Origin of the sequence: Bradyrhizobium sp. 62B, from assembly GCF_030272265.2 — a bacterium.
In the GTDB taxonomy this organism is placed as follows: domain Bacteria; phylum Pseudomonadota; class Alphaproteobacteria; order Rhizobiales; family Xanthobacteraceae; genus Bradyrhizobium.
This window is the reverse complement of record NZ_CP092841.2, coordinates 1,151,274-1,166,336: the sequence shown is the minus strand read 5'-3', so window position 1 is coordinate 1,166,336 and position 15,063 is coordinate 1,151,274. Positions and strand designations below refer to the sequence as shown.

Here is a 15,063-nt window from a genome sequence, read left to right as displayed (position 1 = left end):
GCTACCATATGCTGTTGAGATGACTTAGACCGCCTCTGGAACCTCGACCGATGACGCTGGGCTCTGACGTATCAGGCATGACGACCAATGCGGCCAGCGCCGCCGCGAAGGGACTGTCGATCGTCGTCCCCGTCTACAACGAGGCGGCGGGCCTCGGCGCCCTGCATCAGCGCGTCTGCGACCTCGCAAGAGTTTTGCGGGAGCGCTACCAGCTGTCTTGCGAGATCGTCTATGTCGACGACGGCAGCAAGGATGCGACGCTGGCGATCGCACGCAGCCTGCCGGCAGATGCGATCGACGTCCAGGTGGTGTCGCTCTCGCGCAATTTCGGCAAGGAGGCGGCGCTGATGGCCGGCCTCGACCATGCCCGGCTCGGCGCCGTCATGTTCATGGACGGTGACGGCCAGCATCCGCCGGCCCTGATCGAACAGCTGGTGCGGCACTGGATCGAAGACGGCTATGACGTCGTCTATACCGCCAAGGCGCATCGCGACAACGAGACCTTCCTGCGCCGCGTCGCCGTGCACGGCTTCTATGCGCTGATCAATTGGGGCGCACGCCAGAAGATTCCCGAGGACGCCGGCGATTTCCGCCTGCTCTCCCCGCGCGCGGTCGCAGCCCTCAGGCAATTGCCCGAGCGCAACCGCTTCTTCAAAGGCCTCGCCAGCTGGATCGGATTCCGCCAGATCCGCGTGGATTACGAGCCCGCGGCGCGCTCCCATGGCGTCACCACCTTCAACGCCGCAAGCCTGCTCGGCCTGTCGATCGAGGGCCTGACCTCGTTTTCGGTGGCGCCCCTGCGCTTCGCCAGCCTGCTCGGGGTCATCCTCGCCGGAGGCGCCTTCCTGTTCGGCCTGTCGATCCTCTGGGAGGTGCTCACGACCGGCAAGCAGGTACCCGGCTATCCTTCGCTCGTGATCGGCCTGATGACGATCGGCGGCGTGCAGCTCATCATGATCGGCATCGTCGGCGAATATATCGGCAAGATCCTCTCCGAGCTGAAGGCGCGCCCGATCTACTTCGTCGCCGAGCACAGCGACAAGCGCTTCGAAACCGACAAGGCTGACGACGCCGCGAAGAGGACGGCGGCCGAATGAGCGAGGCCGCGGACCTGCGGCGGATCTGGCTCTGCGCTGACGATTACGGCATCAGCCCGGGCGTCAACCGCGCCATCCGCGACCTGATCGAACGCGGCCGCCTCAACGCCACCTCGGTGATGATGGTGGGCCCGGCGATCGAGCGCAGCGAGATCGAAGCGCTCCAGGCGTCCGCGGCAGCGAGCCCGCGCTGCGCGATCGGATTGCACGTGACGCTGTCGGCGCCGTTCCGCCCCCTCACCATGCATTTTCGTCCGCTCGACGGCGACATGTTCATGCCGTTTCCGAAGCTGTTGCGCGCGGGCGTCTTGCGGCGGCTCGATCGCGAATTCTTCCGCAACGAGGTGAAGGCGCAGCTCGCCGCCTTCACGGAGGCGTTCGGCCGTGCGCCCGATTTCGTCGACGGCCACCAGCATGTGCAGCTTTATCCGCAGGTGCGCGACGGCTTCGTCGATGCTGTCGTCGATGGCGCGCCGAACGCCTGGGTGCGCCAGGGCGGCCGCGACCTGCCGCTCAAGCAGCGGCTGGCCTCACCCAAGGCCCTGGTGCTCGATGTGCTCAGCACGCAATTCCGCCGCCGCGCCGGCAGCGCCGGTCTCAGCTTCAATCCCGGCTTCGCCGGCGCCTATGACTTCGCGCGGGCGACCGATTTCGGCGAGCTGATGCGGCAGTTCCTGGAAGGTCTGCCGGATGGCGGCCTCGTGATGTGCCATCCCGGCTTCGTCGACGACGTCCTCGCCGGCCTCGATCCGATGACGGATGTCCGCGAACGCGAGCACGCCTATCTCGCGAGCGACGCCTTCCCGCGTCTGCTGGCGGACAGTGGCGCCACGCTGGGGTGAAAACGGCGGACAGCAAGCCGCAGAGGCAGCTTGTCGCATACCGAAATTTAATCCGGCCGGCACTGTTGGGGCCACAATGGAACCCTACATCTGCCTCGCGCTTGTTTTGCGCGAGGGAGATTGATCATGACGCCGCAGGAACGCCAGCTCGTCGACGACCTGTTCGACCGGCTTTCGAAACTGGAAAATGCACCGCGCGATCCCGACGCGATCGCCGCGATCTCCGATGGGCTGCGCAAGGCGCCCGGCGCGGTCTATGCGCTGGTCCAGACCACGCTGTTGCAGGACGAGGCATTGAAGCGCGCCCATAACCGCATCCAGGAGCTGGAGGCGGCCCATGCACCCGAGCAGGCGCAGTCCGGCGGCTTCCTCGACACCATGCGTGACACGCTGTTCGGCGGAGGCCCCTCGCGCGGCTCGGTTCCGAACGTGCCGCCGCGTGAGCAGCGGCCGGTCTGGAACACCGGCGGAGCGATGCAGCAGGGCCAGCCGGGCTACGGCGCACCGCCGCCTTATGGACAGGCCTACGGCCAAGGTCCGGGCCAGGGTTATGGCGCTCCGCCGGTCGGCGGTGGCGGCGGCTCGTTCCTCGGCACGGCGGCGGCGGCCGCGGCCGGCGTCGTCGGCGGCTCGCTGTTGCTCTCCAGCATCCGCGGCATGATGGGCGGATCGCACCAGCAAGGTTTCGGCGATAGCGCTGCGCTCGGTGACCGCGGCGCTGGTGGAAGCCCCTGGGGCGGCAGCGACCAGTCCGGCGGCTCGCTCGCGCGCGATGCCGGTCTCGACGACATCGGCTCGAACCGCGATTCCCGCCAGGGCTTCTTCGACCAGGCGTCGAACGATCGGAGCAATGACGACAACGATCAGAACTACGAAGACAATCGTGACGACGGCAATGTGGACATGGCCGACGACAGCGATTTCGGCGGCGACGACGATGGCGGCAGCGACTACGCGTGAGGCCAGTCCGAACCTTTGCAAACGAGAACGGCCGCCCTTGAGGCGGCCGTTCTATTTGCATCGTTCTGCGCTGAATTCTTCCTTCTCCCCTTGTGGGAGAAGGTGGCGCGAAGCGCCGGATGAGGGGTATCTATCCACGAACTCAAATCGTGAGAGTGGGACTCGCGGATAGATACCCCTCACCCGGCTTCGCCTACGGCGAAGCCACCCTCTCCCACAAGGGGAGAGGGTAAAGACGAATCACATCACCACGACCTTGGTGCCGACATTGACACGGCCATAGAGGTCGATGACGTCCTCGTTGCGCATGCGGATGCAGCCGGAGGAAACGTTGGTGCCGATGGTCCAGGGCTCGTTGGAGCCGTGGATGCGATAGAGCGTCGAGCCCAGATACATCGCGCGGGCGCCGAGCGGGTTCTCGGGGCCGCCTTCCATGTGCCGGGGCAAATCGGGGCGACGGGCGATCATCTCCGCCGGCGGCGTCCAGTCCGGCCATTCGCGCTTGGCCGTGATCGACTTCACGCCTGACCAGGTGAAACCGGAGCGCCCGACACCGATGCCGTAGCGCATCGCCCGACCGTTACCCTCGACGAGATAGAGGAACTTGTTCGGGGTATCGACCACGATCGTGCCGGGAGTTTCCTTGCCGCTATAGTCAACGAGTTGTTTCTCGAATTTCGGATCGAACTGACGCTGCCGCGGATCGACCGCGTCCTGCTGCAGCGCGCCTTGCTGATATCCGCCTTGCTGATATCCGCCCTGCATCTGCGGCTCGCCCATCGGCGGCAGACGGCGCTGATCGTAATAACCCGGCTGCTGCTGATACACCGGCCGCTCGGGCGCGTAGGCCGGACCGCGGCCGGGACCATCGCCGAACAGGAACTCGATGAAGCCGCCGCCCATGTTGGCATTGGAGGCGACGCGCACCGGCGCCGGCGGCACCTGCGGCGCATAGAGCACCGCGGGCGGATCGTTCGGCACGGTGTTGTCAAACGCGCTGGCGTCGTTCGCGCCGGCAATGAAGGTGCAAGCGCTGGCGAGCAGCGCGACAGGCATTTTCTTGAACATCGACGTACTCTGTACTGTTTCGTCTAGATCACATGCGTCGTGGAAGGCGCCTGGCTGATCCGCCGCCGCGACGTGGTCAATAAAAAGCAAAAGCCGTTTTGTTTGGTAAACGGAACGCGGGTTTGGATTCACCACGTCGTCAGGCGCACGGCAATTTGGCGATCAGCGTTTATTTTCGATGAACGCGGCGCGGCCATGGTTAATCGCTTCTTTGCACGGCGTCGCGCGAGCCCGCACAACAGTTCCTGCTGTGAACTTCGTGTTAAATCGCTTCTGTCTACAAAGACGCGTGAGTGAGGTGGGGGGAGTATCCTGATGGCTGTTCACCGCAAACGTTTTCGCGTTGAGGATATCGCTGGTGGCGAGATGCCGATTTTGGACGTAACTGAAGAGGCAATCCCGATGCATAGCGAGATCATGGCCGAGCTACGTGCGATCCGCGCCCAGATGGCGAAGGGCGTCGTGGCGGCACCGCTGTCCGGCAGCGCGGCCATGGCGGCGATCGATGCCTCCACCGCCCACGAGCTTTCCGAAGCCCGCACCATGCTCGAGACCTATCGGGCGCAGATCGAACAGTGCGAGAAGCTGAAGGTCGAACTCGACCTCATCCACGACGCCATCGATCGCACCAAGCGCGAGATCGCGACGCTGCACGGCAAGAGCTTCGACGGCGGCGAGATGGCCAAGGTCAATGGCGAGCTCGGCGCGGTGGTCGGCGGTACCGAGCAGGCGACCCAGCAGATCCTCGAAGCCGCGGAATCGATCGACCAGGCCGCCAGCGCGATGTCCAAGGTGGATTCGATCGACCAGCAGAAGCGGCTCGCCGACGACATCCAGGAACGCGTCATCTCGATCTTCGAAGCCTGCAACTTCCAGGACCTGACCGGCCAGCGCATCAGCAAGGTCATGACCACGATGAAGTTCATCGAGCAGCATATCAATGCGATGATGGACATCTGGGGCGGCGTCGACGCCATCAAGTCGCATGTGCCGGCCCCAGTCGACAATCGCACCGAGGACGAAAAGCTCCTCAACGGTCCGAAGCTCTCCGGCGACGTCGGCCACGCCTCGCAGGACGACATCGACGCGCTGTTCGACTGAACGGACGCGGACCCACGGAAAAAACAAAACGCCGGCGCGAGCCGGCGTTTTTTGTTTTGGCTGTATCACCAGCAACATCCCCCCTCTCACACAAGAGGAGAGGGGAAGAGCAAATCACGCTCTCGGCGCGCAGCGGACGTAGACCATGTTGCCGTAGCGGGTGGCGGCGTCCTTGTCGATGAAGCGGGTGATCAGGACGCGGCCGTCGAAGGAGACGATTTCGCGGTCCTGCTCGCCGGGGGTGGGTCCCGCCGGTCCGATGTAGTTCTTGCCGCTCGGCGAGCCCTTCAGCCGCAGCTCCTGCGGCGTCGCCTGGTCGGCCAGATGCATGATCACGCCGCCGGAGGAACCGGCGGTGATCACGTAAGGGTTCTTGCACTGGGCCCGGGCGGCCGCCTCGGTGCGGGCGCGGTCGGCCGGGTTCTGGAACGAGGCCAGGCCCCAGCGGCCCACGATCTCGTCGGCGCGAATGGTCGCAGGCATTTCGGGAGCAACGCCCGGCTCGGCGTCGGGCGGCGGCGAGGACGACGAGAAGGACGGCAGGCTCATGCCGCCGCCGCAGGCGCCCAGCAGCAGCGCCAGACAAGAGGCGGCCGCCAGATTGGCAACCGTGCGCGCGTGAGCTGAACTGATCATGGCATTCCCCCGGACAAAACCATGGCCGCACCCCTCCCGCAGCCAAGCGCAAAAAAGCTGCCGGAGCAATGACGTCCTTTGATACGTCTGCGCCCCGAACAAGTTTCCAATGCCAACATCCTATATCCGCCTCAACAACCGCTTAACCACCTTTGCTTGACAGGATCGCGGCCAAGCCATATTTCCGGGCCCACTATTAGCACTCGGAAAGCCCGATTGCTAAGCGCGCCGTTCGATCCTCGGGATAGGGGCCGGACGGAAGCGCCGCCCCACCCACTTCCACACCTTCCGAAGCGAGCCTCCAAAGGGAAACGTCATGGCTAAATCCAAATTTCGTCCGCTGCATGACCGTGTCGTGGTCAAACGTATCGACGCCGAGGAAAAGACCAAGGGCGGCATCATCATTCCCGACACCGCCAAGGAAAAGCCGTCCCAGGGCGAAATCGTCGCCGTCGGCCCCGGCGGCCGTGACGAGGCCGGCAAGCTGGTCCCCATCGACCTCAAGGTCGGCGACCGCGTGCTGTTCGGCAAGTGGTCGGGCACCGAGGTCAAGATCGACAACGAAGACCTCCTGATCATGAAGGAGTCGGACATCATGGGCGTTCTGGCCTAAGGCCATCCGCCTGAACAGCCGCTGAATGTGATGCCCGGATCCAGGCGGTCCGGGCATCCATCATTCCGCCCGACAGCACAAAACAAGACACATCACGAAACACGAGGGACTGCAGACATGGCTGCCAAAGACGTCAAGTTTTCCGGGGACGCGCGCGAACGCATGCTGCGCGGCGTCGACATTCTCGCCAACGCCGTCAAGGTGACGCTCGGCCCGAAGGGCCGCAACGTCGTCATCGAGAAATCGTTCGGCGCGCCCCGCATCACCAAGGACGGCGTCACCGTCGCCAAGGAGATCGAGCTCGAGGACAAGTTCGAGAACATGGGCGCCCAGATGGTGCGTGAGGTCGCCTCCAAGACCAACGACCTCGCCGGCGACGGCACCACCACCGCGACCGTGCTGGCCCAGGCCATCGTGCGCGAGGGCGCCAAGGCGGTTGCCGCCGGCATGAACCCGATGGACCTCAAGCGCGGCATCGACAGCGCCGTGGCAGCCGTCATCAAGGACATCGAGAAGCGCGCCAAGCCGGTCGCCGCCTCCTCCGAGGTCGCCCAGGTCGGCACCATCTCGGCCAATGGCGATGCCGCCATCGGCAAGATGATCGCCCAGGCGATGCAGAAGGTCGGCAACGAGGGCGTCATCACCGTCGAAGAGAACAAGTCGCTCGACACCGAAGTCGACATCGTCGAGGGCATGAAGTTCGACCGCGGCTATCTCAGCCCCTACTTCGTCACCAACCCCGAGAAGATGACCGCCGAACTCGAGGACGCCTACATCCTCCTGCACGAGAAGAAGCTCTCGGGCCTGCAGGCCATGCTGCCGGTGCTGGAAGCCGTGGTGCAGTCGGGCAAGCCGCTCGTCATCATCGCGGAGGACGTCGAGGGCGAGGCGCTGGCCACCCTGGTCGTCAACCGGCTCCGTGGCGGCCTGAAGGTGGCCGCGGTGAAGGCGCCGGGCTTCGGTGATCGCCGCAAAGCCATGCTCGAGGACCTCGCGATCCTCACTGGCGGCCAGCTCATCTCCGAAGACCTCGGCATGAAGCTCGAGAACGTCACGGTCAAGATGCTGGGCCGCGCCGGCAAGGTCGTGATCGACAAGGAGAACACCACGATCGTCAAGGGTGCCGGCAAGAAGCCGGAGATCGAGGCCCGCGTCGGCCAGATCAAGGCCCAGATCGAGGAGACCACCTCGGACTATGACCGCGAGAAGCTCCAGGAGCGCCTCGCCAAGCTCGCGGGCGGCGTCGCGGTGATCCGCGTCGGCGGCGCGACCGAGATCGAGGTCAAGGAGAAGAAGGACCGCGTCGAGGACGCGCTCAACGCCACCCGCGCCGCGGTGCAGGAAGGCATCGTCCCCGGCGGCGGCGTCGCGCTGCTCCGCGCCAAGAAGGCGGTCGGCCGTCTCAGCAACGCCAATGCCGACGTCCAGGCCGGCATCAACATCGTGCTGAAGGCGCTGGAAGCTCCGATCCGCCAGATCTCCGAGAACGCCGGCGTGGAAGGCTCGATCGTGGTCGGCAAGATCCTGGAGAACAAGTCCGAGACCTTCGGCTTCGATGCCCAGAACGAGGACTATGTCGACATGGTCGAGAAGGGCATCATCGACCCGGCCAAGGTGGTGCGCACCGCGCTGCAGGACGCCGCCTCGATCGCCGGTCTGCTGGTGACCACCGAGGCCATGGTCGCCGAGTCGCCGAAGAAGGAAGCCGCGCCCGCCATGCCCGCCGGCGGCGGTATGGGCGGCTTCTGAGGCCGACTTCACCTGACACGATTGCGAAGGCCGCCTCCGGGCGGCCTTCTTTTTGGGAACGATGGGGACCGCTTTCCAATTCAATCCACGGCCAAAACCCACTACGGTGGCGCCGATTCTATTGTTTGAGCATGATCTTTTCGGAAAACCGCTTCACACTTTTCCGGATCATGCTCGTTGCTCGAGGATGTCGTCGATGCGCGCGCTTCTGGTTTGTTCGACAGCCCTGTTGGCGGTTCTGCTGGCAGTTTCACCGGAGGTCGCCTCCGCCCAGATGAAGCTGTCGCCCAAGGCCACGGCGCCCGGTGGCGTGGAGACGCGCTATTTCACCTCGATCGACGGGCTGATGGACGGCAATGCCGACGTGATCCTGAAGGAGACGCGCCAGGGCAAGACGGTCACGGCGGCGGTACTCGACGTCTGTTACCCCATCGCGAAGAATTCCGACCGCAAGGACCGCTTCGTCGTCAATCTTCAGGTCACGGGCCAGAACCTGACCGGCACCACGCAGAGCGTCGGCGAGAAGGCGCCCGTCAGCGTCAAGCTGCTGCGCAAGCAGAGCGGCGACACCTTCGAGTTTCGCGGCCAGATCAGCATCGGCCAGGTGGTGACCGAGGTCACCTCGCCCGACAATTCCGATCTCAGCGAGAAGGAATTTCAGGACAATCAGACCTCCGACGACGGCATCACGCCGCAGCCGAAGGATTTCACCGACGTCTCGCCGGAGGCGATTGCGGTCAAGGTGAAGCTCGACGCTGCAACCGACTTCCTGAAGAGCCTGAAGGGCCAGGACGTCGAGGTGACGCTGGCGAGCCTCAATGTCGGCTGCGATGCGCTGCGCGCAGGCGAGCAGACCATCAACATGTCGGTCGATCCCGAGCGCGCCGGCGCGCTGCTGGCGAAGTTCAAGGCGACGCCAGGCGTCACCGCCGCTGGCTGGACCGCCGGGATGACCGAGATGGACCGCACGATCCGCTTTCCCGCGGCCGAGTGGCGCGAGGGGGACAAGATCAACCGCAACAAGCTCGCGAGCACTGTTGCGAGCGTCCTGAGCCGAACCCTCGCGGCAAAGCCGGTCTCGCAAAGCTTCAACCCCGCCACCGGCAAGCTCAAGCTGGTGTTCAAGCGGCCGAACCAGGATTTTCCCGCGCTCGAGCTGACCGACACGATCGAGGTCGCAGGCCTCGTCTCGCCGGACAAGCCGGGCACCACCGACAAGCTCATGCTCTGGATCGGCAGCCCCGCGACGACGACCGCCGACGAGAGCAGCGGGCCTAAGCTCAATCTCTCCGACGACGCCTCGGTGGACGAGGAAGGCGAGCAGCCCGACGACAACGGTTCGATCGAGGCGCTCGCCAAGGAGCTCAGGGGCCAGCGCTGGGACGCCGACAAGTCGGTGTGGAAATAGGCCGAGCTGTCGTGCCCCGGACGCGGCGCAGCACTTCAGTGATGCGCTGCTGAGCCGGGGCCCAGAGCCACAAGCAAAGTCGCAGATGAAAGTCTGGGTCCCGGCTCTGCGGCGCATCGCTTGCGCGCTGCGCCTTGTCCGGGACACGAGGGCAACGTTCGCGAGAGTTAATTCCCCGTCGTCCTGAAGCGCAGCGACTTCGGGCCGATCAGCGTCAGCACGTCGCCCTGGCGCTTCCAGGTCTCGACACTGGAGAGGGCCGCGACGAGCTCGTCGTCGGCCTGGGCTCTCGCCGGCGGGCAGGAGCGATCCTGGATCTGCCCGGGCACGAAGATCACGGTGTTGCCGGCGACCGAGAACTGGCCCTTGCCGCCCTTGCACCAGAGCTCAAGCACGACCTCGCCATGGTCGCCGATCTCGATGTTCGGAATCCGCTTGGAGCCTGCTTGCGGCAACGCTTCCAGCGTCATCTCGGTGCCGAACGGAAAGCCGTCCTCGGCACGCGCGAGCGTGGACATCGCGAGCATTGCAACCGCCGCACACACCATCTGCTTGAGCGAAACCATGAGACCTCTCGTCCGACCCGATTTGCGGCACCTTCTATAAGACGGCGGCCCCATTGAGAAGGTTCGCCCGCACGCAAAAATCCCCGCGGGGGGCGAACCTCGCGGGGATTTGTCGAAGCCGGACGTGGCCCGTTACTTCAGGACCAGCGCCGTGAACGGATAGACATAGGCCTGCAACGTCACGAGCACACCGACGAGGCAGGCCAGCACGATCGAGTGCCAGAACACGAAGCGCAGGATCGTGCCCTCGTGGCCGTACCAGTTGGTGGCGGTGGAGGCGACCACGATCGACTGCGCGTCGATCATCTTGCCCATGACGCCGCCGGACGAGTTCGCCGCCGCCATCAGCACCGGCGACAGGCCGAGCTGCTCGGAGGTGATCTTCTGCAGGTTTCCGAACAGCACGTTGGACGCCGTGTCCGATCCCGTCAGGGCGACGCCGAGCCAGCCGAGCAGCGTGCCGAAGAAGGGATAGAGCACGCCGGTTGCGGCGAACGCCAGACCCAGCGTCGCATCGACGCCGGAGAGCCGCGTCAAGGTGCCGATCGCGAGCATCGCGGAGATCGTGATCAGCGAGATCGCGCACAGGCGGATGGTGCGGCCGTATTCCGTCAAGAGCCGGCCGGGACCGACGCCCATCAGGACACCGGAGATGATCGCCGCGATCAGCATGCCCGTGCCGGTGAACGACAGATAGGTGAAGCCGAACACCGCGCTCTCTTTGGTCGGCCCCGGCGCCACCGGCGGCATCTTGTTGATCATCTGATGCAATTCGGGCACGGGGTAGTTCCAGACGAAGATCGAGTTCGCCCAGGTCTTGAAGGCGCCGTTGCCCCAGATCAGCATCACGATGCAGACGATGATCCACGGCAGCAGCGCACTGAACACCTCGCTCTGCGTCAGGGGCGTCTTGTCGAGCGGCTTCGCCGCCGCCATGGTGGCCGCCGATTCATCGCGGCCGCGCAGCGCCGGCGACAGCCAGAGCTGCCTGGGCTGCCAGACCTTCAGGAACAGGATCAACGCGCCCATCGAGATCAGCGAGGCGCCGATGTCGACGATCCAGGGATTGACGTAGTTCGAGATCACGAATTGCGGGACCGCGAACGAGATGCCGGTGACGAGGATCGCCGGCCAGACGTCCTTCATGCCCTTCCAGCCCGCGAACGCCCACACCACCCAGAACGGCACGATCAGCGAGAAGAACGGCAATTGCCGGCCGACCATGGCGCCGAGAATGTAGGGATCGAGCCCGGTGACCGAGGCGAGGCCCTGGATCGGCGTGCCCAGCGCGCCATAGGCGACCGGCGCGGTGTTGGCGATCAGCGACAGGCCGGACGCCGCGAGCGGCGAGAAGCCAAGGCCGATCAGAACCGCACCGGTGATCGCGACCGGCGTGCCGAAGCCCGAGGCACCCTCGAAGAACGCGCCGAAGGAGAATGCGATCAGCAGCAATTGCAGCCGCCGGTCCTCGGTGACGCCGCCGATGGCGCGCTTGAGCAATTCGAAGCGTCCCGTGCTCACCGTCACCTGGTAAAGGAAGATGACGTTGAGCACGATCCAGCCGATGGGGAAGAAGCCGGTGACGATGCCGAGCACCGAGGCCCGGATCGACATGTTGGCCGGCATGGTGAAGACGAAGATCGTGATCAGATTGGCCACGATCACGGCGATGATCGCCGCGATATGCGCCTGGACGCGGCCGCTCGCGATCAGGACCAGCAGCGTGACGACCGGCACCGCTGCCGCAATCGTCGACAGCACCGGGCTGTGCAAGGGATCATAGATTTGATTCCACATGGTCTTCCTCCCCCACGCATGTTTGCGGCAGGCGGCCCGCGTGGAGAGCCGAACCTGCTTGACGCTGAAGCGATAACCCCCGAGCTGGACGCGAATTCCTCGCGAATGTGGCGGTTCCCATCCGCTCACAAGCTCGCGAAATCCCGGAGCACCCCTACTCCGCGCCGTCGAGCACCATGCTAGGGTTGCCGGGTGCGACAAGACAACGCAAATTGCAGACCTTGCGACTTTAGTCTAAGCGCGCCGCTTTTCGCCATGGCTTCAAGTCCTTGGCTCCGGGCACTTGTCCACATTCCCCCGAGGAGACCCGCTCTGTGAAGAACATCAGCGCCACGCTCGCGATCGTCTGGCGAATCGCCGTCCCTTACTTCCGGTCGGAGGACAAATGGGCCGGCCGCGGCCTGCTCGCCGTCGTCGTCGCCATGGAGCTGGTCCTGGTCGCGATCAACGTGCTGCTCAATCAATGGCAGAACCGGTTCTACAGCGCGCTGCAAGCCTACGACCTGCCCGAGTTCATCAAGGAGGTCTGGATCTTCCTCGGCCTTGCCTTCACCTTCGTCGCGCTCGCCGTCTACAAGCTCTATTTGAACCAGTGGCTGCAGATCCGCTGGCGGCAATGGCTGACGCAACATTATCTCGGCGAATGGCTCGACGGCGCCACCCATTACCGCATGCAGCTCAAGGGCGATGCCGCCGACAATCCGGACCAGCGCATCACCGAGGACGTCAAGACCTTCGTCGAGCAGACGCTGACCATCGGCCTTGGCCTTCTGTCCTCGGTCGTGACGCTGGCCTCCTTCGTCGTCATCCTCTGGGGCCTGTCCTACAAGGCCCCCTTGTACATTTACGGCACCGATATCGTCGTCCCCGGTTTTCTGGTCTGGGCCGCAGTGGCGTATGCGATCGCCGGTACCGCGCTGACGCACTGGATCGGCGCCCCGCTCATCAATCTGAACTTCGAGCAGCAGCGCTTCGAGGCCGATTTCCGCTTCAACCTGATCCGCGTCCGCGAGAATTCCGAGCAGATCGCCCTTCTGAAAGGCGAGAACGCCGAGCGCGGGCGTCTGCTGCAGCGCTTCGGCTTCGTCATCGGCAATTGGTACGACATCATGAGCCGGACCAAGCGCCTGACCGCCTTCACGGCCAGCTACAGCCAGGCTGCCACATTATTTCCCTATGTCATGGTGGCGCCCGCCTATTTCGCCAAGCGCATCCAGCTCGGCGACATGATGCAGACCGGCTCGGCGTTCGGCAGCGTGCAGGACGCGCTGTCCTTCTTCGTCACCGCCTATCGCTCGCTCGCCGAGTGGCGTTCCGTGATTGCCCGCCTCGACGGCTTCGAGATGTCGGTCAGTTCGGCCGCCCACGGCGCGGCGCTCGAGCCGACCATCGACGTCGCGCCATCGCAGGGCAAGGCGATCGCGCTTGAGCAATTGCTGGTCAAGCTGCCGAACGGCACGCCTCTGGTCGCAGCCGACGGCTTCACGATCCAGCCTTCGGAGCGGGTGCTGGTGACCGGCCCCTCCGGCTCCGGCAAGTCGACACTGTTCCGGGCCATGGCCGGCATCTGGCCGTTCGGCACCGGAACGATCGCCATTCCTGAGAAGGCGAAGCTGATGATGCTGCCGCAGCGGCCGTATTTCCCGATCGGCCCGCTCGGCGACGCCGTCATCTACCCGGCCGGGCACGGCTCCATCGCGCCCGAGAAGATTCGCGACGCCCTGGTTGCGGTCGGCATGCCGCGCCTGGCGGAGCGGCTCGACGAGGACGGTCACTGGAACAGGACATTGTCGCTCGGCGAGCAGCAACGCCTTGGGCTCGCCCGGGCCCTGCTGCATGGGCCGGACTATCTCTTCCTCGACGAGGCGACCGCCTCGCTGGACGAACCATCCGAGGACCGGCTCTATCGGCTGCTGACGGAGAAGCTGCCACAGGCCACCATCGTCTCGATCGGCCACCGCTCGACGCTGGACGCCTTCCATACCCGCAAGGTGGCGTTGGTGCAGGACGACGAGATCCACGTCCTCGGCAAGGCCGGCGAGCCGGCCCGGGAGCCAAGCGCGGCGCGCTGAGCACCCGCCCTCAAAACAAAAGGGCGGCAGATTGCTCTGCCGCCCTGGTAGATGGTCTCGGGACGAAGCTTACTTCAGGTTCGTCATCGCCGTCAGGTCGAAAGACAGCTTGGCAATGCCGGTCGCACCGCACCACTTGGAGCCGACGCCCGACGGATTGATGCTGCTGAAGCTGCCGCTGAAGGTGGCGGTGTTGTCGCTGGTGAAGGCGTTGCAGTTCGCCTTCGAAAGATCGGTGTCGGAGTAGCGAAGATCCAGCGTCGCGACCTTGTAGGTGAAGCCGACGCCGATGTTCCAGGTGTTGTAGTCGGCATATTTGATGCCGTTCGGGAACGGACCGCCACCCAGCGGGCTGGCGATGCCGGTGCCGTAGAAGGAATCGGAGGTACCGAACCACTGACGGCCGAATTCACCCGACACGTACATGCCGACGCCGCTCGCGCCGAAGGTCGTGCTCGGCGCGGTCCACTTGGCGGTGACCGAGGTGTAGTTGCCCCAAGCGCCGGTGTTGAGGAAGTTCGGCGAATAGTACTCGTTGAGGCCGACGCTCCAGTTGTCGTTGATGGTGTAATTCACCTTGCCGTAGACTTCGAAGAAGCTGACGTCCTTCTTCATGACGTTGCCGTTCACCAGGGCGTTGGTGGCGCACTCTGCGCTGAGCGCGTTGCCAGCGGTGTCGACGGGCGCGCCGTAATAGCAGGTCCCACCCGGATACAGGTAACCCCAGACGCCGATATCGAAGGCGAAGGCGCCGAAGGTCGGGCGGATACCGCCGTAAATGTCGATCTCGGCTGCAGCGCGGTTCGGGAAGGAGATGCTCTCACCGGCCACGCCGATATAGAGCTGGAAGTCCTTGGTGACGTTGTAGCGCGGCTCGAAATAGGCAGCGACCGACGGCTTGTGGTTCGACTGGGTGATACCGCGGAAGACGTAGTCGTTCATGATCGCGGCGCCGAAGGCGACATCCCACGGATCGAAAGCAACTACCGGCGGGGCCTTCTTGGCCTTCACCGCCATGTCTGCCGCGAAAGCCGAACCCGTCGTCACCATTGCCAGCGCCGTTGCCAACAAAGCTACTTTCTTCATTTCGATCCCCATCACCAGTTCTTACCCAGTCGGATCCCGGAAGCCCCCCGGGGCGAACGACCCGCGCA

At 64.7% G+C, this 15,063-nt stretch carries 13 protein-coding genes; 8 read left to right on the top strand and 5 right to left on the bottom strand.

From position 1 onward, the window contains the following. The first annotated feature begins 50 nt into the window (after nucleotides 1-50). The 3 genes from ML401_RS05505 (at nucleotide 51) to ML401_RS05495 (ending at nucleotide 2,899) form a co-directional block, all read left to right on the top strand. Entirely contained in the window at nucleotides 51-1,097 is a 1,047-nt protein-coding gene (locus ML401_RS05505) for a glycosyltransferase family 2 protein (RefSeq protein WP_259215810.1), read from the top strand. Further along, the gene (locus ML401_RS05500) at nucleotides 1,094-1,939 is read left to right on the top strand and encodes a ChbG/HpnK family deacetylase (protein WP_285810489.1); all 846 of its coding nucleotides are present in this window, start codon (nucleotides 1,094-1,096) and stop codon (nucleotides 1,937-1,939) included. The genes ML401_RS05505 and ML401_RS05500 overlap by 4 nt, the downstream gene beginning before the upstream one ends. 126 nt (nucleotides 1,940-2,065) lie before the next feature. Continuing rightward, the gene (locus ML401_RS05495; RefSeq protein WP_285810488.1) at nucleotides 2,066-2,899 is read left to right on the top strand and encodes a DUF2076 domain-containing protein; all 834 of its coding nucleotides are present in this window, start codon (nucleotides 2,066-2,068) and stop codon (nucleotides 2,897-2,899) included. A 240-nt stretch (nucleotides 2,900-3,139) separates the two neighbouring features. On the opposite strand, the gene ML401_RS05490 is transcribed toward ML401_RS05495, so the two are convergent. Next, the gene (locus ML401_RS05490) at nucleotides 3,140-3,967 is read right to left on the bottom strand and encodes a L,D-transpeptidase (RefSeq protein WP_285810487.1); all 828 of its coding nucleotides are present in this window, start codon (nucleotides 3,965-3,967) and stop codon (nucleotides 3,140-3,142) included. A gap of 315 nt (nucleotides 3,968-4,282) precedes the next feature. Between ML401_RS05490 and ML401_RS05485 the strand changes: the two genes are divergently transcribed. Further along, nucleotides 4,283-5,068 (top strand): protein phosphatase CheZ, encoded by a 786-nt coding sequence (locus tag ML401_RS05485; protein WP_194406026.1) that lies wholly within the window; start codon nucleotides 4,283-4,285, stop codon nucleotides 5,066-5,068. 114 nt (nucleotides 5,069-5,182) lie between these two features. Here the strand turns inward: ML401_RS05485 and ML401_RS05480 are convergent, their stop codons facing one another. After that, nucleotides 5,183-5,704 carry a hypothetical protein gene (locus ML401_RS05480; RefSeq protein WP_063197393.1) on the bottom strand — a complete coding sequence of 174 codons (522 nt, stop codon included), beginning with the start codon at nucleotides 5,702-5,704 and terminating at the stop codon, nucleotides 5,183-5,185. Nucleotides 5,705-6,020: 316 nt separating this feature from the next. Between ML401_RS05480 and groES the strand changes: the two genes are divergently transcribed. From groES to ML401_RS05465, 3 genes are all read left to right on the top strand, one after another. Next, nucleotides 6,021-6,317, top strand: coding sequence for a co-chaperone GroES (groES, locus tag ML401_RS05475; protein ID WP_097657489.1), 297 nt, complete (start codon nucleotides 6,021-6,023; stop codon nucleotides 6,315-6,317). Between the two features lie 117 nt (nucleotides 6,318-6,434). Next, on the top strand, nucleotides 6,435-8,066 hold the full coding sequence (gene groL, locus ML401_RS05470) for a chaperonin GroEL (protein ID WP_211418537.1): 1,632 nt from the start codon (nucleotides 6,435-6,437) through the stop codon (nucleotides 8,064-8,066). 196 nt (nucleotides 8,067-8,262) lie between these two features. Then, nucleotides 8,263-9,474, top strand: coding sequence for a hypothetical protein (locus ML401_RS05465; protein WP_285810486.1), 1,212 nt, complete (start codon nucleotides 8,263-8,265; stop codon nucleotides 9,472-9,474). A gap of 167 nt (nucleotides 9,475-9,641) precedes the next feature. Here ML401_RS05465 and ML401_RS05460 read toward each other — a convergent pair whose 3' ends face one another. Beyond that, entirely contained in the window at nucleotides 9,642-10,040 is a 399-nt protein-coding gene (locus tag ML401_RS05460) for an META domain-containing protein (protein WP_212067953.1), read from the bottom strand. 132 nt (nucleotides 10,041-10,172) lie between these two features. Then, on the bottom strand, nucleotides 10,173-11,837 hold the full coding sequence (locus tag ML401_RS05455) for an L-lactate permease (protein ID WP_211418540.1): 1,665 nt from the start codon (nucleotides 11,835-11,837) through the stop codon (nucleotides 10,173-10,175). Between the two features lie 314 nt (nucleotides 11,838-12,151). On the opposite strand from ML401_RS05455, the gene ML401_RS05450 reads away from it, so the two are divergent. Beyond that, nucleotides 12,152-13,909 (top strand): ABC transporter ATP-binding protein/permease, encoded by a 1,758-nt coding sequence (locus ML401_RS05450; protein ID WP_211418541.1) that lies wholly within the window; start codon nucleotides 12,152-12,154, stop codon nucleotides 13,907-13,909. A gap of 69 nt (nucleotides 13,910-13,978) precedes the next feature. On the opposite strand, the gene ML401_RS05445 is transcribed toward ML401_RS05450, so the two are convergent. After that, nucleotides 13,979-14,995, bottom strand: coding sequence for a TorF family putative porin (locus ML401_RS05445; protein ID WP_194406020.1), 1,017 nt, complete (start codon nucleotides 14,993-14,995; stop codon nucleotides 13,979-13,981). Nucleotides 14,996-15,063 lie beyond the last annotated feature (68 nt).